The sequence below is a fragment of the Sphingobium sp. BYY-5 genome, assembly GCF_022758885.1.
Lineage (GTDB): Bacteria > Pseudomonadota > Alphaproteobacteria > Sphingomonadales > Sphingomonadaceae > Sphingobium.
In genome coordinates, this window is the sequence record NZ_JALEBH010000001.1 from 2,451,618 (window position 1) to 2,474,642 (window position 23,025).

General features: G+C 63.4%; 23 protein-coding genes and 1 tRNA gene. 7 read left to right on the forward strand and 17 right to left on the reverse strand.

Translation table 11 applies throughout. From position 1 onward, the window contains the following. Positions 1-2: 2 nt before the first annotated feature. Both gloB and MOK15_RS11745 read right to left on the reverse strand, forming a co-directional pair. Complete coding sequence (gloB, locus tag MOK15_RS11740; protein ID WP_242931775.1) at positions 3-725, reverse strand: hydroxyacylglutathione hydrolase; 723 nt, start codon at positions 723-725, stop codon at positions 3-5. 4 nt (positions 726-729) lie between these two features. After that, positions 730-1,164, reverse strand: coding sequence for a VOC family protein (locus MOK15_RS11745; protein WP_242931776.1), 435 nt, complete (start codon positions 1,162-1,164; stop codon positions 730-732). Positions 1,165-1,268: 104 nt separating this feature from the next. On the opposite strand from MOK15_RS11745, the gene MOK15_RS11750 reads away from it, so the two are divergent. Continuing rightward, the gene (locus tag MOK15_RS11750) at positions 1,269-1,970 is read left to right on the forward strand and encodes an SIMPL domain-containing protein (protein ID WP_242931777.1); all 702 of its coding nucleotides are present in this window, start codon (positions 1,269-1,271) and stop codon (positions 1,968-1,970) included. Positions 1,971-2,075: 105 nt separating this feature from the next. Here MOK15_RS11750 and MOK15_RS11755 read toward each other — a convergent pair whose 3' ends face one another. Next, entirely contained in the window at positions 2,076-2,951 is an 876-nt protein-coding gene (locus tag MOK15_RS11755; RefSeq protein ID WP_242931778.1) for a tetratricopeptide repeat protein, read from the reverse strand. Beyond that, positions 2,951-3,706: an alpha/beta hydrolase gene (locus tag MOK15_RS11760; RefSeq protein WP_242931779.1), complete on the reverse strand. Its 756-nt coding sequence runs from the start codon at positions 3,704-3,706 to the stop codon at positions 2,951-2,953. Before MOK15_RS11760 ends, MOK15_RS11755 begins: the two co-directional genes overlap by 1 nt. A gap of 132 nt (positions 3,707-3,838) precedes the next feature. Between MOK15_RS11760 and MOK15_RS11765 the strand changes: the two genes are divergently transcribed. The 3 genes from MOK15_RS11765 to MOK15_RS11775 all read left to right on the forward strand — a co-directional run bounded on the left by MOK15_RS11765 (position 3,839) and on the right by MOK15_RS11775 (position 6,213). After that, a tRNA-Leu gene (locus tag MOK15_RS11765) sits at positions 3,839-3,925 on the forward strand. Positions 3,926-4,102: 177 nt separating this feature from the next. Continuing rightward, positions 4,103-5,191 (forward strand): integrase arm-type DNA-binding domain-containing protein, encoded by a 1,089-nt coding sequence (locus tag MOK15_RS11770; RefSeq protein WP_242931780.1) that lies wholly within the window; start codon positions 4,103-4,105, stop codon positions 5,189-5,191. Positions 5,192-5,325: 134 nt separating this feature from the next. Beyond that, positions 5,326-6,213 (forward strand): 3'-5' exonuclease, encoded by an 888-nt coding sequence (locus MOK15_RS11775; protein ID WP_242931781.1) that lies wholly within the window; start codon positions 5,326-5,328, stop codon positions 6,211-6,213. A 47-nt stretch (positions 6,214-6,260) separates the two neighbouring features. Here MOK15_RS11775 and MOK15_RS11780 read toward each other — a convergent pair whose 3' ends face one another. Continuing rightward, positions 6,261-6,419, reverse strand: coding sequence for a hypothetical protein (locus tag MOK15_RS11780; protein ID WP_242931782.1), 159 nt, complete (start codon positions 6,417-6,419; stop codon positions 6,261-6,263). Between the two features lie 3 nt (positions 6,420-6,422). Between MOK15_RS11780 and MOK15_RS11785 the strand changes: the two genes are divergently transcribed. Next, complete coding sequence (locus tag MOK15_RS11785; RefSeq protein ID WP_242931783.1) at positions 6,423-7,433, forward strand: crosslink repair DNA glycosylase YcaQ family protein; 1,011 nt, start codon at positions 6,423-6,425, stop codon at positions 7,431-7,433. A 276-nt stretch (positions 7,434-7,709) separates the two neighbouring features. After that, positions 7,710-8,513 carry an SDR family oxidoreductase gene (locus MOK15_RS11790; protein ID WP_242931784.1) on the forward strand — a complete coding sequence of 268 codons (804 nt, stop codon included), beginning with the start codon at positions 7,710-7,712 and terminating at the stop codon, positions 8,511-8,513. A 301-nt stretch (positions 8,514-8,814) separates the two neighbouring features. Here the strand turns inward: MOK15_RS11790 and MOK15_RS11795 are convergent, their stop codons facing one another. Next, the gene (locus MOK15_RS11795) at positions 8,815-9,744 is read right to left on the reverse strand and encodes a LysR family transcriptional regulator (RefSeq protein ID WP_242931785.1); all 930 of its coding nucleotides are present in this window, start codon (positions 9,742-9,744) and stop codon (positions 8,815-8,817) included. A gap of 67 nt (positions 9,745-9,811) precedes the next feature. Here MOK15_RS11795 and MOK15_RS11800 point away from each other — a divergent pair, with 67 nt between their 5' ends. Beyond that, positions 9,812-10,456 carry an NADPH-dependent F420 reductase gene (locus MOK15_RS11800; RefSeq protein ID WP_242931786.1) on the forward strand — a complete coding sequence of 215 codons (645 nt, stop codon included), beginning with the start codon at positions 9,812-9,814 and terminating at the stop codon, positions 10,454-10,456. Between the two features lie 534 nt (positions 10,457-10,990). On the opposite strand, the gene MOK15_RS11805 is transcribed toward MOK15_RS11800, so the two are convergent. The 11 genes from MOK15_RS11805 to MOK15_RS11855 form a co-directional block, all read right to left on the reverse strand. Further along, the gene (locus MOK15_RS11805) at positions 10,991-11,641 is read right to left on the reverse strand and encodes a DsbA family oxidoreductase (protein WP_242931787.1); all 651 of its coding nucleotides are present in this window, start codon (positions 11,639-11,641) and stop codon (positions 10,991-10,993) included. An 82-nt stretch (positions 11,642-11,723) separates the two neighbouring features. Then, positions 11,724-12,917: a Gfo/Idh/MocA family oxidoreductase gene (locus MOK15_RS11810; protein ID WP_242931788.1), complete on the reverse strand. Its 1,194-nt coding sequence runs from the start codon at positions 12,915-12,917 to the stop codon at positions 11,724-11,726. A 105-nt stretch (positions 12,918-13,022) separates the two neighbouring features. Beyond that, complete coding sequence (locus tag MOK15_RS11815; RefSeq protein WP_242931789.1) at positions 13,023-13,745, reverse strand: alpha/beta hydrolase; 723 nt, start codon at positions 13,743-13,745, stop codon at positions 13,023-13,025. Between the two features lie 138 nt (positions 13,746-13,883). Beyond that, positions 13,884-14,900, reverse strand: coding sequence for an aldo/keto reductase (locus tag MOK15_RS11820; protein ID WP_242931790.1), 1,017 nt, complete (start codon positions 14,898-14,900; stop codon positions 13,884-13,886). Positions 14,901-14,915: 15 nt separating this feature from the next. Continuing rightward, positions 14,916-16,061: a Gfo/Idh/MocA family oxidoreductase gene (locus tag MOK15_RS11825; protein ID WP_242931791.1), complete on the reverse strand. Its 1,146-nt coding sequence runs from the start codon at positions 16,059-16,061 to the stop codon at positions 14,916-14,918. Between the two features lie 85 nt (positions 16,062-16,146). Next, complete coding sequence (locus MOK15_RS11830) at positions 16,147-17,103, reverse strand: LysR family transcriptional regulator (protein WP_242932732.1); 957 nt, start codon at positions 17,101-17,103, stop codon at positions 16,147-16,149. A gap of 192 nt (positions 17,104-17,295) precedes the next feature. Continuing rightward, entirely contained in the window at positions 17,296-17,637 is a 342-nt protein-coding gene (locus tag MOK15_RS11835; protein WP_242931792.1) for a hypothetical protein, read from the reverse strand. A gap of 134 nt (positions 17,638-17,771) precedes the next feature. Next, on the reverse strand, positions 17,772-19,088 hold the full coding sequence (locus MOK15_RS22010) for a HAMP domain-containing sensor histidine kinase (protein ID WP_242931793.1): 1,317 nt from the start codon (positions 19,086-19,088) through the stop codon (positions 17,772-17,774). Further along, positions 19,085-19,759 carry a response regulator transcription factor gene (locus tag MOK15_RS11845; RefSeq protein WP_242931794.1) on the reverse strand — a complete coding sequence of 225 codons (675 nt, stop codon included), beginning with the start codon at positions 19,757-19,759 and terminating at the stop codon, positions 19,085-19,087. The genes MOK15_RS22010 and MOK15_RS11845 overlap by 4 nt, the downstream gene beginning before the upstream one ends. 102 nt (positions 19,760-19,861) lie before the next feature. Then, positions 19,862-21,100, reverse strand: coding sequence for an MFS transporter (locus MOK15_RS11850; protein ID WP_242931795.1), 1,239 nt, complete (start codon positions 21,098-21,100; stop codon positions 19,862-19,864). A 427-nt stretch (positions 21,101-21,527) separates the two neighbouring features. Then, positions 21,528-23,000 carry an aldehyde dehydrogenase family protein gene (locus MOK15_RS11855; protein ID WP_242931796.1) on the reverse strand — a complete coding sequence of 491 codons (1,473 nt, stop codon included), beginning with the start codon at positions 22,998-23,000 and terminating at the stop codon, positions 21,528-21,530. Positions 23,001-23,025: the final 25 nt, after the last annotated feature.

Genomic DNA, 23,025 nt, shown 5'->3' on the forward strand with positions numbered 1-23,025 from the left:
CGTCAGGCCGCATCCTTTGCCGCGCGCCGTGCCGCCAGTTCCGCCACGTCCCGCGCACGCATGAAGATATTGGTTTCGCGCTCCTCACCGATACTTGTCGGCACCGTCGGCTCGCCCCGAGCGCGCGCAGCTTCGACCTTTGCGACGCGGCGGACCAGCGCGGCATTGCCTGGTTCCACCGTCAACGCGAACCGGCCGTTGGAGAGCGTATATTCATGCGCGCAATAAACGGTCGTGTCTTCGGGCAGAGCGGCCAGGCGCTGCATATTGTCGAACATCTGCGCCGCCGTCCCCTCAAACAGCCTGCCACAACCCATGGCGAAGAGCGTATCACCGACGAAGACAATATGATCGTCCGCCAGATGATAGGCGATATGCCCCGCCGTGTGCGCCGGCACCGCCATCACCGTTGCGACATGACCACCAATGCGAACCGTATCCCCCTCCCTCACCGTCCGGTCGAGCGTGCCGATCTTGTCGGCTTCCGCCGCCGGCCCGGTGATCGTGCAGCCTGTCGCCGCCTTGATCGCCGCATTGCCGCCGACATGATCGCCATGCCAGTGGGTGTTCCATATCTGATCGATGGTCCAGCCCCGCGCGGCGGCAGCCTCCAGCACCGATTCCGCCACGGCGGGATCAACCACCACCGTTTCGCCGCTGGCGCCGTCATGGAGCAGCCATACATAATTGTCGGTGAGGACCGGGATGCGGACGACCTCCAGCATAGCGCTACCAGACCCCGATATTGGGCATCGACGCCCAGGGTTCGGCTGGCTCCAACCGTCCATCCTGCAGCAGTTCGATCGAGATATTATCGGGGGTGCGGATGAACGCCATGTGCCCGTCGCGCGGCGGCCGGTTGATCGTCACGCCTGCGTCCATCAGCGCCTGGCAGGTCTCGTAGATATTCTCGACCCGATAGGCGATATGGCCGAAATTGCGCCCGCCATCATAAATCTCGGCCGGGCCGCCATCCTCGGCCGGCCAGTTGTAGGTCAGCTCGACCTGCGCATCCTCATCACCCGGCGCGGCCAGGTAGACCAGGGTGAAACGGCCCTGCTCGCTGTCGTAGCGCTTCACCTGTCGGAGGCCCAGCAGTTCGAAAAAAGCCTTGGTCTTGTCCAGATCGGTGACGCGGATCATGGTGTGCAGATATTTGGGCAAATTCTTCTCCGTTCGCCGCCATAAAGCAACGGTTCATCGGCGCAATGGCAGATAGACCCACAAGATAAGGGCGGGCATCATCGAACGGAAGAGGAAGGCGAAACATGGATATGCGGGACAGGATTCTTCTGGGCAGCGCGGCGCTGCTCGCCTTCGGCCTGATCGCCGGCGGCTATCTGCTGGGCGATGGGCTCAAGCGCGCCAAAGCGGCCGATCGATCCGTCACGGTGCGCGGCCTCGCCGAAAAGGATGTGACGGCCGACCTCGCCACCTGGTCGATCAGCTATTCGGCCACCGGCTTCGACCTGCCCACGGTCCGTACCGAAATCGACAATAATACCAAGGAATTGCAAGCCTATTTCAATAGCCTCGGTTTCAAGTCGGGGGATCTGACCCCGACCGGCGCGGGGGTGAATCAGTATCTCAACAATGGCGTCAACACCATCACCATCACCCAGCGGATGCTGCTGCGCACGACCGACATCGCCCGCGCGCAGAAAGCCGTAGCGCAACAGTTCGATCTGGTCCGCCGCGGCGTGACGCTGCAAGAAGGGTCGGGGATGCGCTACAGCTTCACCAGGTTGAACGACATCAAGCCGCAGATGGTGGCGGCCGCCACCAGGGATGCGCGCGCCGCCGCCGAACAGTTCGCCAAGGATTCAGGCGCGGGCGTGGGCGGGATCAAGAGCGCCACCCAAGGCTATTTCTCGATCGACGCGCGCGATGGCGAGAGTGGCGAGGGCGGAAGCGACACACCCTACAAGAAGGTGCGTGTTGTCACGACCGTCGACTTCTACCTGAGATGACCGGGGCCGCCGCCTCAGCATTGCTTGCGGCGGTGGCACTCCTGCTGTCCATTTCGCTGTCGCCTTTACTGCGCGAATGGGCCGCAGACTGTAAATACTCTGGGCCTACCCCACGGGCTTGTCTGCCGGCAGTCGCGTCAGATTGTCCGCCGCCGCCTTACCCGCAGGCGAGTCCGGCGAGAGCCTGACCGCCCGCTGCCAGGCGGATCGCGCCACATCCTCATGATTGGTGAGGATCGCCACATTGCCCTCCTCCAGCGCGACCGAGGCATCATCGGGCGACAATTGCACGGCGCGCGCAATATGTGCCTGCGCCAGGCTCATCTCGCCCGATCGCCGCGCCAGCGTCGCCGACAGCAGCCAGCCCAGCGGGTCCCTGGGCGCCTGGGTCAGTGCGACATCTAGTGAATCCCGCGCCGCCGCCATATCGCCCAGCGCCACCAATGCTCGCGCGCGGTCGAGATGCACCTCGCCCTTCTCGAATCCATCGGGCAGGCCGCGCGCCAGCGCCGCGTCGAAATCGGTACGCGCCTTGGCGGCATCCCCACCGGCCAACGCCGCATTGCCCGCCTGCGCCCAAAGCCGCGCGCCCTGCGCCATTTCACCGCCGCGTTCGGCCTCCTCCGCCGCCTGCTCGAACGCCACGATAGCGGGCGTCCAGCGCTCGGCGCGCGCATAGGCAAATCCCATACAATGTCGGGCGTAGAAGCTGCCACCTTCGATCCGCCATTTCTGCGCAAAGGCGACCCCGGCATCAGGCGATGCCATCGCCTGGTCGAGGCAGGCCTGGAAGGGCGCGGCAAATTTCTCGGGCACGGGAATCCTGCCGTCCTCCCGCGCCGGCACGCTTGCAGCAGCAGCAGGCGCCGTGGTGGCCGCCACTGCCGCCTGCGCCTCCTGCTTCTGCTTGCGGCTGCGGTTCATCACAGCCTCGATTTCGGGATCATAGGCCTGGAGCAGAAGCGGCAGCAGGAAGGGCATCAGAGGCTGTCCAACAGGGTAGCGACGGTACGGATCAACAGGGCTATGTCTCCGTCGCGGGAAAGGCGATGGTCGCCGTCCTTAACCAGCAGCGTCTGCACATCGGATGAACGCAACCGCCCGGCGGTTTGCAGCGCGATCTCCCACGGCACGTCGGGGTCCGCCTGACCATGGAGCAACCGCACCGGACAATCGATCGCGATCTCGCCATCCAGCAGCCGCAACGCCTGCCCCGACTCCCAAAAGGCCAGCGTCGTCACATAGGGCTGATCGCCATAGGGCGTCGGTTCCTCGATGCGGCCCTCCGTCCGCAGCAACGCCTTGTCCGCATCGGTGAAGCCCCATTCGGTGAAATCCGGCGCGGCGGCGATGCCGACAAGGCCCACCACCCGCTCCGGCCGCGCCAGCGCGACCAGCAGCGCCAGCCAGCCACCCATGGACGACCCGACCAGCAACACCGGCCCCCGCACCACTGCGTCGAGTAGCAGCAGCACGTCGTCGCGCCAGCTTTCCAGCGTGCCATCGGCGAAACGCCCGTCGCTCGCGCCATTGCCGGCATAGTCGAGCCGCAGCATCGCTCGCCCCTCACTCTCCGCCCAGCCATGCAGCGCCACCGCCTTCCCTCCCTCCATGTCGGACATATAGCCCGGCAGGAAGACCAGCGTCGGCCCCGTCCCTGCGCTATAGCGATAGGCCAGACGCAACCCGTCGGGGCGGGCGAAGAAGGCAGGCGGAACAGTATCGGCAGGCGTCATGGGCTTTTTCATATCCTGGAGGAGATATCGTGCTTCGCCCTTAAACCGGCTTTTCCGCGAAACCCAAAAAATAATGCGGACCATGCGTTGACAGCCCCCAAGGCACCAGTTAGAGGCGCGCTCCTACCCCGTGCCCAGATGGCGGAATTGGTAGACGCACCAGCTTCAGGTGCTGGCGATCGCAAGGTCGTGGAGGTTCGAGTCCTCTTCTGGGCACCAATACTGGCTCTGGATACGTCCAGGATCGTCCAGTAAGAGGCTGGTTTCACAGCATTTTTAGACAGAGAATCGCCAGACATCGTCCGGCGAAATCCGGCTAAGAGCACCAGCAGCGACCCCAAAATGTTGCTCTTTTTGGTGCCCTCGGATCGACCCGGCCTTGCTGGGAAAACGACCATGCTGACGTACATCCAGATCAATGCCGCCAAGCCAAGAACGAAGCCCTGGAGCCTTTCCGATTCCCAAGGCCTCTCCCTCGTCATTCAACCCAATGGCTCGAAGCTTTGGCGCTTCAAATACCGCTTTTTGGACAAGCAGAAGAATCTGCATCTCGGGGGGTGGCCAACGGTAAGCCTCGCGGACGCGCGTGTTCGGCGCGACGAAGCCAAGAAGAAGATTGCCGAGGGGATTGATCCGGCGCTGGAGAAAAAGCGCGCGCGGATCGCCGCCAAGTACGCTGCTGCCAACATCTTCGAGGCGGTTGCCGCGGAATGGCTCGTCAAATGCGAGCGGGACGGTCTGGTGCCGGTGACCGTCGACAAGATCCGCTGGCTTCTTGCCAAGGCCTATCCCTTGATCGGCACCATCCCGATCGCGCAGATCACGCCGCATGAGGTCCTCGCCGTCCTTCGCAAGATCGAGGCGACCGGCGCCTACGAGAGTGCGCGGCGCATGCGCAGCGTCCTCAGTCGCGTCTTCCGCTATGGAGTGGCGACGGTTCGCTGCGACAAGGATGTCGCCGCCGACCTTCGGGGCGCCATCGCCGTGCCCAAAGTGAAGCACTTCGCGGCCATCACGCGACCGTCCGAGGTCGGGGCGCTGCTGCGGGCGATCGACGGCTACAGCGGGCACAAGGTGACGGTGATGGCCATGCGCCTGTCGCCGCATGTGCTGCTGCGCCCCGGCGAGCTCAGGCAGGCGGAATGGACCGACATCGATTTCGACGAGGCCATCTGGTTCATTCCGGCCGAACGCATGAAGATGCGGCGTCCGCACCGCGTGCCCCTGTCACGGCAAGTGATCGCGATGCTCAAGGAACTGCACGAGCACACGCACCGGTGGAAATACCTGTTCCCGTGCCTCGGCAAGCCGCGCAAGGCGATGTCGGAGAACGCCGTCAACCAGGTCCGGCGTGCCTATGCGCGCGGCGAATATTGGGATGAACGGGTGCGCATGATGCAGCGCTGGTCGGATTATCTCGACCAATTGCGAGACGGCGGGAAGGTGCTGCGCCCCGACTTCAAAGCGGCACGCCCGACCGGTTGATATAGACGGCTCGTCGCAATGGCACCGGGATGTGGTAGAGGCTCGCTCTGTCACATCCTATCGCGGCCAGATCAACGTGCCAGCGCGCACCATTCCTGCTTGGACCTGCCACTGTTAAAGGCTATGGTCTTGGTATGTTCCTTTCGTCCGCTGGTCGTGCCCATACCTCCCTTGCCGTTTCCGCAGTAGATCCGGGGGCGGTCGATTTCGTGGCGGTGGATGTCGAGACCGCATGCGGCCGTGTGAGCAGCATCTGCCAGATCGGGATCGTCGGCTTTCGCGGCGGCGCGATCGCTTTCGAATATGAGACGCTGATCGACCCTAAGGATTATTTCAGCAGCTTCAACACACGCATCCATGGCATCACTGCCGATCATGTTGCGGGCAAGCCCTGCTTTGGTGCGCTTCATGAGATGATCGATAGCCATCTCTCCGGCCGGGTGACAGTCGCGCACAGCTATTTCGACAAGGGCGCGATCGGCGCCGCCTGCCGCATGCATGACCGCGCCACGATCGAAGCGACCTGGCTTGATAGCGTCCGCGTCGCCAAGCGCGTCTGGCCCGAGCTGCCCAGCCATCGCCTCAATGTCGTTTCGAAGCATCTCGGCATTCGTCTGAAGCATCATGACGCACGGAGTGACGCCCGGGCTGCCGGGCTCATTGTCGTAAAGGCAAGCGAGGCGACCGGCATTCCCCTTGAAGGCTGGCTCACATCCCCCAAACGTGCCTCGGCCCCGCCGGCGCCAAAGCCCGCGTCAGAGGGCGCGCTCATCGGCCAGCGCATCGCCATTCTCGGCGAGCCCCGGCATGGCGAACTCGCGCACCGTATCGCCGCGCAGGGCGGCCGCGTCGTGGCCGCGGTGGGCAAGACGACGACGATGCTCGCGGTCTGTGCCGAGGAGCCGTTCGGCTATATCCGCTATGATGCGCAGTTCCGCAGAGCGCGCGACCTGCAGGATCAGGGTAGCGGCCTAGAGATCTTGGGCGCCGCGGCGCTGGTCTCGCGCTGCGACGGCATCTGAGCCGTAAGCGACTTGGCTGTACGAACCCGGTGACCCTCACTCTCTCGCTAAAGCAGGCGCGGCGCATTGCGCTTGCGGCGCAAGGATTTGGCGGCGCGTTCGGCCAACGCCAGCTTCCACATGTCAGCGCCGCGCAGCTTCGGTGCACCCATGACCGGCTCGGCCTGTTCCAGATCGACAGCGTCAATGTCCTGACGCGCGCGCATTACGTGCCAGCCTTTTCGCGGCTCGGGCCTTACGATCCCGCTTTGCTCGAACGCGACGCCTGGGGACCTAAGCGCCAGCGCCACATGTTCGAATATTGGGCGCACGAGGCGTCGTTGCTGCCGCTCGACCTGCACCCGTACCTGCGCTGGCGGATGGCCAAGGCCGAACGCGGCGAAGCCGGCTATGTCGGCCTGCGCCGCTTCGCGACGGAGCGGCGCGCCGAAGCCGACGCCATTCTGGATCGCATCCGCATCGATGGACCGCTCACCGCCGCCGACTTCGAGGAAGGAAAGAGCAGGAGTGGTTGGTGGGAATGGAGCCATACCAAACATGCCCTCGAATGGCTGTTCTGGGCCGGGTTCATCACGACGGCGACGCGCCGCGGCAGCTTCGCGCGCGTCTATGATTTGCCCGAGCGGGTCATCCCGCAGATGATCCGAGAGCTTCCCACTCCGGATGCCGCGACCGCGCAGCGTCACCTGATCGAGCGCAGCGCCCGCGCGATGGGCGTCGCGACCGCTGCCGACCTGCGCGACTATTTTCGGCTGAAGCCCAACGAAGGCGATCACGCCATTGCCGCGCTCGCCGAACAAGGCATCCTCGTGCCCGTCAAAGTTCAAGGCTGGAGCCAGAAGGCTTGGATGCATCGCGACGCGAAGCTGCCGCGCCGCTGCCAGGGCGCTGCGCTGCTCGCGCCGTTCGATCCGCTGATCTGGGAACGCGGTCGCGCCGAACGGTTGTTCGCCTTCCACTACCGGATCGAAATCTACGTGCCGCAGGACAAGCGCACCCACGGCTACTATGTGCTGCCGTTTCTGCTCGACGAGGCCCTTGCCGGGCGCATTGACCTCAAAGCCGATCGCCAGGCGGGCGTGCTGCGCGCGCACCGCGTCACGCTCGAACCCCATGCACCGCCCGAAGCGATAGAGCGGCTGACGATCGAACTGGGCCGGATGGCCACCTGGCTCGGGTTGACTTCGGTCAGTCTCGGCGAGATCGCCGCGCCGATCTGACCCGCATGCCTCCCTGTCGCGACCCTCACTCGCGCTGCCGCACATGGAATTTGCGCCCGTGCCCGTATCGCAGAGACAGTTCCGCGGCGACAGACGAGACGACGCAAGGCCTACGCTAGCCTCGACAGATCATGAAAGAGTCGGAATGGGCAAGCGGTCGACGGCCGAAATCCCTGGCCATTGCAAACGAACCGTTGAAAATAAATCAATCGATTTGCCGCTTATTGTGAAACGGCATCCCGTCCATCTTCAGGGTGCGGCGCCAACATCGATCGCGTGACGGTCGACGAACATCGCCATGGCAGCGCGCACGTCGCGCAAACACTGAAGAAGGAATATTCGATGACCGAGTTGACTGGAAAACGCGCACTGGTGACCGGAGGGTCACGCGGGATTGGTGCGGCTATCGCAATTGCGCTGGCGGAGAAAGGCGCAGACGTTGCCATCACCTACGCGCATTCCGCCGATCGTGCGGCAAAGGTGGTGGAAACGATAAAGAACAAGAGCCGTGCCGCCGTTGCAATTCAGGCCGATAGCGCAGATCCGAGTGCAATTACGCGCTCGGTGGACGAGGCAGTGAAAGCTCTTGAGGGTCTTGATATCCTCGTCAACAACGCGGCGATCGCTACCTACAAGGAGGTTGCGGACTTCACTGTCGACGAGATCGACGCGCTCTTTGCCGTCAATGCGCGGTCCCCGATCCTGGCATCTCAGGCGGCTATGCCCCACCTCACTGCCGGGGGGCGCATTATCACGATCGGGTCCGCCGGCGCCGAGCGAATTGTCGGGCCATCGACGGTTTACTCCATGACGAAATCCGCCCTCCAATCATTTACGCGAGGTTTGGCGCGCGAACTGGGTCCTCGTGATATCACCGTCAATCTGGTGCAGCCTGGTTCAACGAATACGGAAATGAACCCGGCCGAAGGTGAGTTCGGTGACTTCCAGCGGGCGTTGATCCCATTGGGACGTTATGGCGAGCCGGAGGACGTGGCAGCTGCGGTCGCCTTCCTTGCGTCGAGTGCCGCCCGCCAGATCACGGGCACCATCATCACGGTTGATGGAGGTACGCTTACCTAACCTAGCCCATTTCAAGGAGGGGCTGCGATCGTTCTATCTATCGCGAACATTGCGTGAGATTTCCGACGCTCGCAGCCACCTTGGTCAAGATCTCCGGTGGTTCGCCCAAAGGCTGGTGCCAAGGTATGACCAAGGGCACCCAAGAGCTAGGAGCTTTCAGAACCCTCCGCGCGTATATCCCTGTCGGCCGCCTCGCTCCGCTCCAGCAGCGTCGGATCTTTTGGCGCCTCTTTAGATAGAGGCAATGGAAGTGCCCATCATTTTTTCCGAGCCAATCATCAGGGCAGGGGATTGCGTTGGCTTATTTGAGGCTTCCTGCGAACCGTGCGCTGATGCGCTCTCGGCGAAAGTGCTCCGTATAGAAGTCGATGAATGCTCTGGTTTTGCGCGGTTGTAAGGCGCGACCTGAGTAGTAGAGCGATATTGATCCCGCGTCTGCATACCATTTAGGCAGAATGCGTATCAGCGCGCCGCTCTCCAAATGCAGAAGCGCGTCCGGTATAGCAACCATTGCGATACCGAGCCCCGCAAGGGCCGCTTGGATCATCGGCGCGGAGTCGCTCATAACGACTGTCTCCTTCAACAGCGCGCGCGCCTCATCGCCCTGGGCATTCCGCATCACCCATTGTCGGATGCGACCCGATGTCGAGAAGCGCATGAGAATCCCATCATATTCAGCGAGATCGGCCGGGCTCGTCGGTTGAGCTCTTCCGCCGAAATAGCTTGGCGCACAGACGGCCACGACGTGAACGGGCGCTAGCGCCTTGGCAACAATTCCGGGATTTAGATCAAAGCCCCCGCCGATCGCGACGTCGAAGCCTTCCGCAACCAGGTCGACCTGGCGGCTATCGAAATGCCAATCGGGTCGGATGCCCGGATACCTGCCGAGAAACTCGGGCAGTGCGGGAAGGACGTAGCCCATGGCGAAAGAGAGGCTCATGCTCACTTTTAGGACGCCGACGGGCTCGCCCTTTATCTGAGAGGCGCCGTCGATAGCGCTCTGAAGATCGGCAAGGCTGTCGCCGATGCTTTGCAGGAAGGCTTCACCCTCCTCCGTCAGGGCCAACTTGCGTGTCGAGCGATGGAATAGCCGCACACCTAGATTTCGTTCGAGCATGCCGACGTTCCGGCTGACTGCCGCCGGCGTGAGGGAGAGGCGGCGAGCCGCGTCCGAGAAGCTGTTTGCCTCCGCGCTGCGGACAAAGGCTTCCAGGTTGGCAAGTGTCTCCACGCGAATCAACCTTCAAGCAGAAATTGAAACTTAAACAATCCATCTCAAACTATTGATACGACTATCCATGGTCCATTCTCTGGTCAACGGAAACACGTGGTTGAAGGACTGGCTCATGACGATCGGTATTATCGGCGCAGGCGCCATCGGTGGTGCGTTCGCGAGGGCGTTAGGCAAGGCAGGCATTGAGGCCGTCATCGCGAACAGCCGCGGACCTGACAGCATTGCGGAGCTCGCCTCCACGTTCGGAGGGTCTGTTCGGGCTGGAACGGTCAAGGAAGCCGCTGCACAGGACATCGTTCTTGTGGCTGTCCAGTGGTCGAAAATTCCCGGCGCGCTCGCGGGTCTGGATTTCGGCGGCAAGGTCGTGATCGATGCCAACAACCCCATTGAGGCGCCGCTCTATCGCCCGGTGGACTTGGGTGGCCGCACCTCGTCGGATGTATTCGCCGACCTCGTTCCCGGTGCGCGGGTCGTGAAGGCGTTCAATCATCTCACCCCGGCCCAATTGTCGGGCGATCCGCAAGCGGAAGGCGGCAAACGCGTCCTCTTTTACTCGGGTGACGATCAGCGGGCCAAGGCTGAGGTAGCCGCAATCATCGATCAGATTGGTTTTTTCGGCATCGATCTCGGCTCGATTTCAATTGGCGGTCAGCTCGTACAATTTCCCGGTGGGCCCCTGCCGGCGCTGAACCTCGTCAAGTTCGGCTGACGCGTCTTTTTACCAAAACCTTCATCGAGAATCCCCAGCAGCGTCTTACGAAGCACTTTCCATTCGAAGACTTTATCAATTGCTATGGTTGTTCAAATGCGGTCGACTGTCGATCCGCCGGTGCTTCCAGGTCGTCAATGTCTATCAGACTCAGCGCGTCTCAGCGCTCCTATGCCCGCGAGCGCTTCATCGCGATCGATTGGGGATTCGCGGATCACGCCGATCGTTCCGATCCTGCATCGCTGCGCAATCCTGAGTTATCAGCCCATGTATGCGGGTTGCGGGCAGCGCTGCCGGTACTTCCTCGCGTCCAACTACCACTGCGATCGCAATAAGAATGGGCACCGTTGGGCTTGCTTCGGTAACCCTCATGATTCGAATGACGACGCCTCCTGGCAACGGCTTCCGCAACTCCATCACACTAAGAGCGGGCGCTGTCACGCTGAGCGTCCGACCTCGAGCAGAAGTTCATCCGGTCGCGAGCGCGGACACGCGCCTCGACAGTGCGGCGATGCGTTCGACGCGTCGTCGGCGTCAGCCGGCATCGCCGGCGAGACCACGCAGCAGCCGCTCGAATTCCTCGGGGGGTTGCGCACCGGAAATCAAATGTCGGTCATTGACGATCACCGCCGGTACGCTCCTGATACCGCGACTACGCCAAAGATCCTCTTCGGCACGGACCTCTTCGACGTATCGATCGGATTCGAGGACCGCACGCGCCGCTGATCCGTCCAGACCTACCTCTTCGGCCGCCGCCACGAGAGCGTCATGGTTGCCGGGATCGACCTGATCGGTGAAATACAGCGCTAGCAGGCGGCGCTTCATCTCCAGCTGCCGTCCCTCATCCTTCGCCCAGGCAAGCAGCCGATGCGCGTCGAACGTGTTGTAGATCCGGCTCTCGTCGGAAGTGTTCATGGTGACGCCGACGCCGGCGGCACGTTCCCGGATCGTCTCGCGGCTGTAGCGAATCTGGTCGTGGGGCATGCCGAACTTCCTGCTGATGTGTTCCAAGGCGTCCTGCCCGCCCGCCGGCATGTCCGGACTCAGCTCATAGGGATGGAACGTGATATCGGCGTCGATCTGGTGCTCCAAGGCCGCGAGCGCCTGCTCCAAACCTCCTAGCCCGATCGCGCACCAGGGGCAGGCGATATCCGAAACGAAGTCGATCTTGAGCTTGGTGGTCACGGCGAAGTCTCCTGCTGGCTGCATGATAAGTCGATTTCGCCGTCGGCCCGAAAAGCCCGACGACACGACCCTTCCTTGGTTTTCAGCGATTCGAGTTTACTAGGTCGGGTTGGGCCAGATGCTGGCGATGACCCGTTTCAGCGGCCTGTGTGATCGCCTCGAGCACCCGGTGACGATCGAGTGCGACCGCGAAGTCCGGCGCATCTGCGGTTCCGTCGCGGAGGTCGGCGGCGAGCTCGGCGTAGAGGCGGGCGACACCCGCCGCGGGCGCATCGAGCTGCAGGTCGGGAGCCGCATATGCGGGTGGGATCTGTAGCTGCTGGACAGGCTCGCTGCCGCGGCGCAACGTGATGGTCATGTCGCCGAAGTGGATGTAGCCCGACGCCGTCTCGACCCGCAGACTGCCTTCGGTGCCTTGAATTTCCCACACCGAGCCGGCGGACTGCCCGGCACTGTAGTGAAGCGAAGTGACGATCCCGCCTTCGAGAACACCGGCAACGATGATTTCGTCCGGCGCGTCCTTCAAGAGGGACGTGCCATCCGAGAGGCGGACGCCGTCGCCGCGCTGATTGGCCACGATGGCGGACAGGCTCTCGAATGTGCCGAGGACGTGCGCGAGCGGTTGCAGCGCGTGGCCGAGCATAATGCTTTGAAGCGTGGCGCCATTCTCTGCGCGAGCCATATACTCAAACGGCGGATCATATCGGCCGACCCACATGTCGTCGTTCAAATGCGCTCGGATGCTCGTGCTGAGCGGCTTGCCGATCACGCCTTGCCGGACCAGGTCGTGAAGGTAGCGGATCGGCGGGTGCAGGCCGCCTTGCAAGCCGATGACCGTGCGCACCTGCCGTTCGCGGGCCAACCCCTCCAGCGCTTCGGCTTCCGACAGGTTTCGCGCGAGCGGCCATTCGCAATAGACCATCTTGCCCGCGGCGAGCGCGTCGGAAACGATCTGCTTGTGATCCGGCACCTTGACCGCAATCACCACCAAGTCGACCTCCGGCCGCAGGACCAGCGCCTGATGTGTGTCAAAGGCGAGATCGGCGCCCAGTCGACCGGCGGTCGCTTTCGCGCTCTCCATACGAGTCGTGCTGACGGCACGGATCTGGAACGCATCGAGCGCCTGCAGCGCCGGGACGTGAGCAATTCCGCCCCAGCCTCGATCGGCACTGGCGCCGACGATTCCAACGCCGATCCGGGTGTTTGCTGAATTGGTCATGTAGGTGTGCTCCTGTGTGGTGCAGCCCGGGCAATGCTCGCCGTGCTGCTTCACCATGGTTTCGTTCCCGGACGAATGCTTGGGCGGATAGCGAGTGACCAAGCCTTGCCGGTCGCGCTGCGGATGCGTGGGTTTGAGCCCGCGTGACGCAAGCGCAGGGAGTTAAACTTGAGCCCAATGGGCCTCGAGTTCGCGCGCGACATCGGCCGGACGCTCTATCATCGGCCAATGCGAGGCGCGCAGCTTCACGACGGCGCGTGCGTGGGTGGCATTGCCGAGCTCGTCGGCGAAGCGGTGCGGCAGAAACGGATCGTCCAGGCCCCAGATCACGAGCGCTGGCGCGGTGATGTTGCTCAACCCCGGCTTCCACTCCGCGCCGACCTCTATGGCGGAACGATAAAGGGCGAGGATGCTTGCCCGCATGGTGGCATCCATATGCCGAACCGCTTCATCCGCCGCATCTTTCGGCATCTGCGCCTCGACGAGGTTCGCCGCAAATTCCTCGAGGTCGAGGTCCTGCATCCATTGCTCGCCCTCGCCTGGCGTCTGCCAGATCTTGGCGAGATAGTGCCACGGATATTCCGGATCGATCGGCCCGCTGATGCCGGTCCAGGTCCGCACCAGATCCGGTCGGATCGACGTGAGGCGGCCTGTCAGTAGGCATCCCCAGTCATGACCGACCAAATCTACGGGTTCGCCGATCTCAGCGATCCGGTTGATCAGCCATTCGAGATACTCTTCCTTTGTTGACCTGAAGTCCGACGGCAACGGATTGCCAAAGCCGGGGAGATCGACCGTAATAATGTCCTTGCACTCAAGATGAGAGCGGACGGTGTCCCAGAGCCGGTGGGTGTCGGGTACGCCGTGGACGAGGACTGCAGGCATGTCGCGATCTCCTGATGATTGTTATCGAGGAGAATAGGGAGCTGGAGGCGTTGCGGAAGCTGGCGCACGAGAAACCCGGCGTTGCCATTCGCGGAACCCTCGCCGCCGTGTACTCTGTGCGAACGCTGGCAACATAGATTACATATCTTGCTCTGCTGCCCGGTTCAGCAGCCAGCCGGGATACTCTATTGGAAGACGACTGGGTGCGCCCAGGCGGCGCATGTCGTCCGAGTCGAGTTCGACTTCCGCTGCCTGTAGATTCTCGTTCAACTGCTCGACGCGCTTTGCGCCTATGATGACGGTGGACACCACGGGCTGCTCTAGCAGCCATGCTATAGCGATCTGCGCGGGCCGGCGCCCATGCTTGATCGCGACTTCCTTCAACACGCCGATCAGCGGTTCTCCACGGACGCGATCGATCGGTGGAAAGTCGAGCGTGGTCTGCCGCGCCGCGTCAAGATTGTCGCCATCGGCATATTTGCCGCTGAGATAGCCACCGGCAAGCGGGCTCCAGACCATCATGCCGACCTGTTCGGCTGTCAGCAGCGGAACGATCTCGCGCTCCACGTCCCGGCCCACGAGCGTGTAATAGGCCTGGAGCGAGGTGATCGGTGCCAGGTTACGCGCCCGCGCGATGCCGATCGCCTTCATAATCTGCCAGGCAGCCCAGTTCGAAAGCCCGATGTATCGAACGTCACCGGCACGCATGAGCGTGTCGAGCGCTTCCAGCGTCTCCTCGATCGGCGTCGCGGGATCGAAGGCATGAACTTGGTAGAGGTCGATATGGTCGAGCGCTAACCGGCGCAGGCTGGCGTGACATTCACTCAGAATGTGTCGGCGCGATGCGCCGCGCTGATTCGGCCCTTCGCCCATCGACGAGGCCACCTTGGTGGCCACGATCACGTGATCCCGGGCGACGCCGATGTTTTTCAGCGAACGGCCGAGAATCTCTTCGCTCCGGCCGTGCGCGTAGACATTCGCCGTGTCGAAGAGGTTCACGCCCGCGTCAAGCGCAGCGCCGACCAGCGCATCGGCATCCTCCTGTCCCAGTTTGCCGACCTGTCCCCACAGGCCATCCGTGCCGCCGAAGGTCATCGCCCCAAAGCAAAGTTCGGATACGAACAACCCACTGCCGCCAAGTTTGCGCAAGCGCATGACATGTATCCCTGATCAGATCGACTGCCGCTCGCCCGACTGCGCCGAACGCTCGACGGCAGCGACGAGGCGACTGTTATGGAGCGCGTGGTCGAAGCCGGGCGTGTGGTATGTGCCTGCCACCAGATCGCGCGCGAGCGAGGCATAGATCTCGCCGACATTGATCGCCGCGCCGGCCCAGAAGTCGGCTGCTGTAGGCCCGACGCCGGTCGCAATGGGCGTGTCGGGAACGGCAAAATCGACGGAGGCCGTTAGGCGGAGATCGCCGACCTGCACACCGGCGAGGTGATCGCCGGTCAGCGTGAGGCGTCCTTCCGTGCCGCGGATGTCCAGGCGGAACCGCGCTTCGTCGGCAGGCACGCCGGCCAGCACCTGGACTGATATCGGGGTGCCGGTCGCCGTCGCGGCGATCAGGTCCAGATGATCCGGGATCTCGCGTGTGGAGATTTCACCGGTGTCGACCACCTCGATCTGCGGCCAGTGCAACGCGGTGCGCGCATCCACCTGCGTGATGTCGCCGAGCACAGTTTCGATCACGTCGAGGACGTGCCCTACGGTGATCGTCATGAAGCTGGCGCCGGACGCGGCCTTGTTGGAATAGTCGTAGTTGCTCGTCACTTGCGGTCCATAGCCGAAGGTCGTCGCATCGACGCGCGCCGACAACAGGCGGCCGAGCTTGCCCGAAGCGACCATTTCGGCCGCGCGGCGGACGGCGGGATTGTGCCGGCCTTGCAACCCGATCGCGGTATGAAGAGATTTGCCCGCTGCCGCCATTGCTTCGGTTTCTGCGAGCGTCGCTCCCAGGGGAGACTCTGCGTAGACCGCCTTGCCCGCAACCAGCGCGGCCATCACCAGATCATGATGCGCCGGCACCTTCACGGCGACGGTGACCACATCGATCCCCTCATCCTCGATGAGCTTGAAAGGGTCGGCATACCAGCGCTCGGCGCCGAACACTTCGGCGGCCGCCTTGGCGCTTTCCTCGCGCCGTGTGGCAACGCCAGCAAGGACCAGCGAGGGTTGCGCTGCAAGGGCGGGAATATGGGACGCGCCCGCCCAGCTTGCCTGTGTATCCGCGCCGATAATGCCGACACGAAACTGACCGTTCGTCATGATGATGCTCCAGATGTTGGCGCACGATGTCGCGCCGTTGCCGGACATTTAGGTGATGGGAATGATCAATCTAAAATCGATATGCAGTATGCATCATCATCCACGGCATGGATGATAACGTCGCTGCCCCGGCCTAGTAATATTGCTGCCGGAGATCCGCACAGACCTGCTCCGACCTCTGCCAGACTTGTGGAAAAGCGCCGGACAGGCAGGTGCGAAACCAACGCTGGGCGGGGTGGTGATCGTTCCGGCGGTGCCAGTTGAGGACGAAGGGTACGGGGTTCAGGCGCAGCGGGAAGTCGCTGACCTTCAGCTGCTCCGCGCAGCCCGACCGTCGTACGACACTTTCAAGAACCGTGGCGACCATGTCGGAGGCGGCGACGAGTGCGGGCGCGCTCGCCATATGCTGTATGGTCAGCGCCACCCGACGCTTCAAACCCTTGCTGGCGAGCGCCGCGTCGGCCACATCCAGCCCTTCGTTCTCCGGCGAGACGAGGATGTGCGGGAGCGACAGGAAGCGTTCGAGATCCGGTGCCCGGTTTGCTGCGGGATGGTCCCTCCGCAGGATGCAGACGAACCGTTCCTGAAACAGGCGGGCGGACAAGATACGCCCCTCATCGACGGGCGGCAGGCCGACCGCCACGTCGACCTCGCCGGCATCGAGCATCCGCGTTGCCTCGTCTCGCGTAGCGTAGTCGCGGACGCGGAGGTCGATAAGCGGCGCGCGGGCCGCGAGGATTTGCAACAGCGGCGGCAACACGACGCTTTCGGCGTGGCCCGACAAACCGAGCGAGAAAGTCATCGACGCAGCGCTCGGCTCGAACGCCTGCGTGAAGACCAGCGTGTGCTGGATATCGCGTAATGCGCGCGAAATCGGTTCTGCCAGCTCGAGCGCGCGGGGCGTTGGATGCAGGCCTTTGGGTCCCCGGACGAATAGTTCGTCCCGGAGCAGATCGCGCAGCCGGTTCAATGAGGCGCTCATCGCCGGCTGCGTTCGGCCGACCCGCAGGCCGGCGCGAGTGACGTTTCGTTCGGCAATCAACGCGTCGAATGCCACCAGCAAGTTTAAGTCGATGCCGTACAGGTCCATCAAGCTAGCCTATCGATGCGAAGTCGCCTCGGTAAACAACCCTCACCACTACATTGACGGCGGGCGCATATCCTCAACGACTTAGAACATGCCACGGACGCTTCAAGGCCGCACCGCCTTTCCTCCGCGAGCGGCGACTTCCACAGGAAGAGAAGGCGGTGACGATAGATTGCGTATACCGGTATCCCAGCCTTAGCGTCGGCACTCCCGACGATCCGGGTTCCGGTCGCAACGTTGCCGGCGAGCACGCTCCGCCATGATCTGGCCCTCCTTGGCAATTTGAGAAGTGAGCGCCATCTTTTCTAGCGTGTCGCGTTCCTTAAAATCGCGCCGGCGTTGCTGGTCGAGCATGCACCTGCTGTAGGCAGGCGTGCCGTAGCGGTTGCCGAAGTTGGCGCAGGTGCGTGCGTCATCGCGTTGCTGTCGGCGGCTTTGCGCGTTTGTTTCAGTACTGGCGATGCCGGTCGTGACGACGGCGGCCGCACAGAGCGAAAGCAGCGCTTGGCGCATGCGGGCAGAGTTGTAGCGGTTCATATCGATTACTCCTTTCCCCCAACCAGGGGTTCACCGGCGGGCTGACAAATCGCCTAAGCCCACCCAGCGCCAAATCATTGCCGAAGATTGCGCGAACATGGCCATGGCAGCGAAAACCCACTCCATCTAAGCATTCAGCAGCCGCTCAATTCGACCCGGGCGATGGTGCCGCGGTGATCCCCGGCCAGGATGGTGGCGCGTCCCCCGTGCCGTTCCACGACCTGTTGAACCAGGTTGAGGCCCAGCCCGCTTCCCGTTGAGCGTGGACGCAGTCGGTGGAATGGCTCGAATACCCGCTCGCGTTCTTCCGGTGGGATGCCGGGGCCATCATCCTCCACTTCGAAAGCCGCACTTGAAACCCGCACGACAATGTGGCGCCCGCCGTGTTCGACCGCATTCTGGATGAGGTTCGTCAGCACCCGCTCGAGTGCGGCGGCATCGCCGCGGCAACACGCGCCTTGCTGCGCCTTCACTTCGATCGTTCGCCCGGCGGCGATCAGCAGCGGCACGAGTTCGGCGACGACCCGTCGCACCAGCGCGCCGAGATCCACTTTCTCATCGTGCCGGTCAGTGTCGAGCCGCTGGATGTCGAGCAGCTGCTCTGCCAGCGTTGCCAACCGCTGCACATCGCCGGCCAGGTTGCGTACCGCTGCGCTGGAGTCGACTTCGACCTTGGCTGCCAGGATGGCGATCGGCGTCCTCAATTCGTGCGCCGCAGACGCGATGAACCGGCGCTGCCGCTCATAGCCTTCGTCCAGGCGGCGCAGCGCATCGTTCACGGCGTTGACCAGCGGTACGATCTCCTTAGGAACGTGCGTCTCGTTCAGCCGCCGCCCGCGCCGGTGAGCGTCGATTTGCTCAGCTTCCTGGGCGATGTGGGAAACGCCGGCCAGCGACCGGCGGACGATCCACGGCGTCACGATCAGCGAGGTCAGTGCCAGCAGCAGGAAGGTGGGCGCTACCATGAGGTTGGACCCCATCAGGATGATGAAGCTCAGCTCCGTCAGCTTGCCGTGTGCCAGGATGGTGAGCGGTCCTGCCGGGCCGGTTTCGCGCCGGACGACGGCCGCAAGGACATAGGGCGCACGCCGGTCGCGAAGTTGCGCGTAGGACAGGTCCGCAAGCCGGCCCGCGAACGCGCGATAGGGTTCGGGCACTTGCCCGAAGGATACGCTGCGCCCCGCATCGTCCTCGACGACGAACCACAGATCGGCTGTCTCGGCGCGCAACGCCATCAGTTGCGGCGTTTGTCGGATCGTCAGGCTGTCATGGTCGTGGCGGGTGACGGCGGCTGCGATGATGCGCGTGATTTGCTCGTCCGCATACGGGCCGCCGCTGTCGACGCGCACCGCCACCGATATCAGCACGGTGAACGCCACGAGCAGCATCAATAGATTGAACAGCAACGGAAAGACGATCAGCGGCCGCTTGAGCGAGCGATATCGGCTCACGGAGCCTCGCGCAGCAGGTAACCGATTCCCCGAATCGAATGGATTTCAACGCCCGCATCCGCCTCGGCCAACTTCCGGCGCAGGCGGGATACATGCGAGTCTAGCGCGTTGGACTGCACCTCGTCGTCAAAGCCGTAGACCGCCTGTTCCAAAGTCTCCCGTAGCACCGTCCGCCCCCGCCGTCGTATCAGCGTCTCCAGCACGCGCAGTTCTCGGCGCGGCAGGTCGAGCTGCAGGTCACCGACCGATATGTTGTCGTTGGAGACGTCGTAGATCAGAGAGCCGGCGTGGATCTGCTCGTCCGCCAGCTCGAAGGGACGTCGGCGCACCGCACGGATACGCGCCAGCATCTCGTCGATCGAGAACGGCTTGATGAGGTAGTCGTCAGCGCCTTCGTCCAGTCCGGCGATCCGGTCGGCGATTTCGCCGCGCGCACTTAGCACGATGATCGAGAGGCCGGGCCGGACGGCGCGCAATTGCGGTACTATCGAGAGTCCGTCACCATCCGGCAATGTCCGGTCCAGAAGCACCAGGTCGAAAGCGTTCATACGCGCTCCCTCCACCGCATCTGCCAGCCGGTCGAGATGATCCACGACGAACCGCTCCCGCTCAAGCGCGGTGCGAAGAGCCCTGGCAAATTCCAGCTCGTCCTCAATAAGCAGTATTCTCATGATGGCTTGGGCCTTTGCATGCCGTTACGTGCGTCACCGAGGGTGAAGACAGACCCGTTCTGAAAACCGAGCACGATTATTCCTTTACGAAGTTGAGAGATGTCAGAGGGCGTTGTCCTTGTGGTGCTGGCGCGTCTCGATCGCCCGACCGTTTACGACCATGAAGGCGCTGCCGATGAGCGTAGCGGCGGCCGCCAACGCAATCGGACCCTCCGGCCCGACGGTATCGATCAAAATGCCGCCGACGAGCGCGCCGCCCGCGATCGCGATCTGAAAGGCGCTCGCGAGCAGGGCGCCGGCCGGCTCCGCGATGTCGGGTGCGATGCGGGCATTCCAGATCGACGCTGCGACGGGTACGCCACCAAAGGCGAAGCCCCACAACGCCGTTGCCGCGAAGGCGCCACCGGTGGATCGGTCGAACATGATCAGAATGGTCGCGGCAAGGGTGATGAAGAGGGCGGATGCCGCGAACGCTGATGCAGGACTGCGAGCGGCCAACGCCCCTGCGGCCATGTTACCGGCAATGCCTGCGATGCCAAAGGCGAAGAGTGCCATCGACAAGCTCCCAAACGACAGGCGAGGCACGGTTTCAAGAAAAGGCCGAATGAAGGTGAAGCCGGCGAAATGGCCGGAAACAATAATGACCGAGGCAACGATGCCAACGAGAAACCCGCGGCGTGACAGCGCCGCGCGGAAGGCCGCTACGTCGGTGCCGCCGCTCGCGGGAAGGCGGGGTAGCGCAACCAATTGAACTAGCAGGGCAACTGCGCCGATGCATGCGACGGACAGGAAGGTCGCGCGCCAACCCAGTATCTCTCCGATTGCGACGGCGAGGGGCGCGGCGAAGACAATCGCCAGCGAGACACCCATCGCTACCATCGAGATCGCTCGCGGAACCTCGGCCGAGGGCACGATGCGTAGCGCCACTGCCGTCGTCAGACCATAGAAGCCACCTAGGGCGACGCCGAGCATCGCACGCGCGAGCAACAGGACCGTGAAGCTGGTCGCGATTCCCGCGAGGATGCAAGAGCCGATCATCAGCAGCATCAATCCGATAATGATGGTTCGGCGGTCGATTGCGCCCATACCGGTCACAACGATCGGACCAGAGATGGCCGCGACGAGGCCCGTTGTCGTAACCGCCTGTCCGACCGCCCCTTTTGACGCGCCCAAATCATTTGCGATGGGCGTCAGGATACTCACAGGCAGCAGTTCCGCCGTCACTAGCCCGAAAATGCCGAAGGCCAGCGAAAAGATCGCCAGCCAAGCTGCGTTCGGCTCCGGCTGACGGATCGCCTGGTGAGCGCCCGTGTCACACGTGAGGGGAGGTTCTGCGGTCAAGTTGCGTACTCCCCTCCGAGGACTGTGTGCGTACGCCAGAGGGACGACAGTGTAGGGGCCTGGACTGATCGCAGCGCGGTCGTTCGCACGAGATGGTGCGAATAGGCGGGCGAGCAGTTGCTTTGATCAAGGCAGCGGATCGCAATGTCGACTACGGCTGCCGCATCCGCCGGTGCCATGCCGTCGTTCACGAGCGACGACAGACCGAGCCTGAGAGTGTCCGCCCAAAAGGCGAGTCCCGCGACATCTGTTAGCCCAGGCAATTCTTCCGGGAGCATTGCATCGCGCAAACGGGCCTCCAACCGCCTTCGAGCGGGAAGACCATCTGCGGAGGCTGGCCCGCTGTGGTCATCGGTAAGATCAAGGAGGCAGGTCCTGACATAATCCCGCACCTGCACCGGCGTCGCTGCCCGGCAACCGGGGGATGTCATTGGTCGCCTCCGGTCATGGCTGTTTGCCCAGGGCGCAGCGCAATATGCTTGTACTCGACGAAATCCTCGATCGCCGCGACGCCGTTCAGCCTGCCAAGACCTGACAGCTTAAACCCGCCTTCTTCCGTGCTGTCATAGACCTTGGCCCAGTCATTGACGAAAACGCTGCCCACATCGAGCGCCTGCGCGACGCGCAGCGAACGGTCGAGGTCGCGGGTCCAGACGCTGGCGGACAACCCGAATTCGCTGTCGTTGGCGAGTGCGACTGCCTGTGCTTCGTCGCTGAAGCGCTGGATGGTGATGACCGGTCCGAACGTTTCCTCCTGCACGATCGCGAGCCGGTTGTCGTCGACCTCCAGCATCGCGGGTCGGAAGAACGCCCCCGCGGCGAGCGGGCTGTCGGTTACGGGGCCGCCGCGCACGATCGCCCTGGCGCCGGCCGTGATCGCGTCTGTCACGACCTTGTCGACCCGTGCGACATTGGCCTTGTCGATCAGCGGTCCCATGTCGCTCGCAGGATCGGCTGCCGGACCGACCCTGACGTTGCGCAGCCGATCGGCGAGGCGGTCGCGCACGACCTCGTAAAGGTTGTCCTGCACCAGAAGGCGCGATCCGGTCATGCAGAACTGACCGGCGAACACCGTCAGCGCCTTTTCGAGGACTGGGATCATGGATACGACATCGGCGTCGTCGAACACGATCATCGGCGCCTTTCCGCCGAGTTCGAGGCCGAAGCGCTTCATTCGCCGCGCCCCGACCGCGCCGATCGCCGCGCCGGTCCTCGTGCTGCCGGTGAAGCTGATCGTTGGGACACCCTCGCTCTCGACGAGGTGCGCAGCGCCCTCCGAGCCGCTCTCTGCGAAGATGTTGACGACGCCGGCGGGCAGGTCAGGCGCTTCGGCAAGTATTTCGGACAGCACGGAGGCGACCTGTGCGGCCTGACCCGGCATCTTGACAACCACCGTGCAACCGGCGGCCAGCGCCGGTGCGAACGAGCGGACTGCGAGGATGACCGGGGAGTTCCAAGGTACGATGACTCCGGCCACCCCTATCGGTTGGCGGAGCACGATCGAGATGCTTCCCGGCCGTGGCTGCAGCGCGCGCCCAGCCTCGGTACGAGCCATTGCCGCCCAGTACCGCAGCTTGCTTGGCGAACCGCCGGCTTCGAGCGCTGCCTCGCTCCCGATCTTGCCGTTCTCGAGCGAGAGGACGGCTATCAGCCGTTCGCGATGGCGTTCCATCGCGGCTGCCATCTGATCGAGCACTCGGGCGCGCAACTCGGCATCATGCGCCCATAGCGTCCGGCGGAACGCCGTCGCAGCGGCGTCGAGCGCAACGCGCGCGGCGGTCGCCCCGTCGTCGGCATAGCTGCCGATCGTCTCGTAGGTCGCCGGGTTGATCGACGGGGAGAGCGCCGTCGGCGCGACGAAAGCGCCATTGATCCAGTTTCGGGCCGGAGAGTTGGTCATCGCGTCGTCCTTTGCGAAGGGGTGC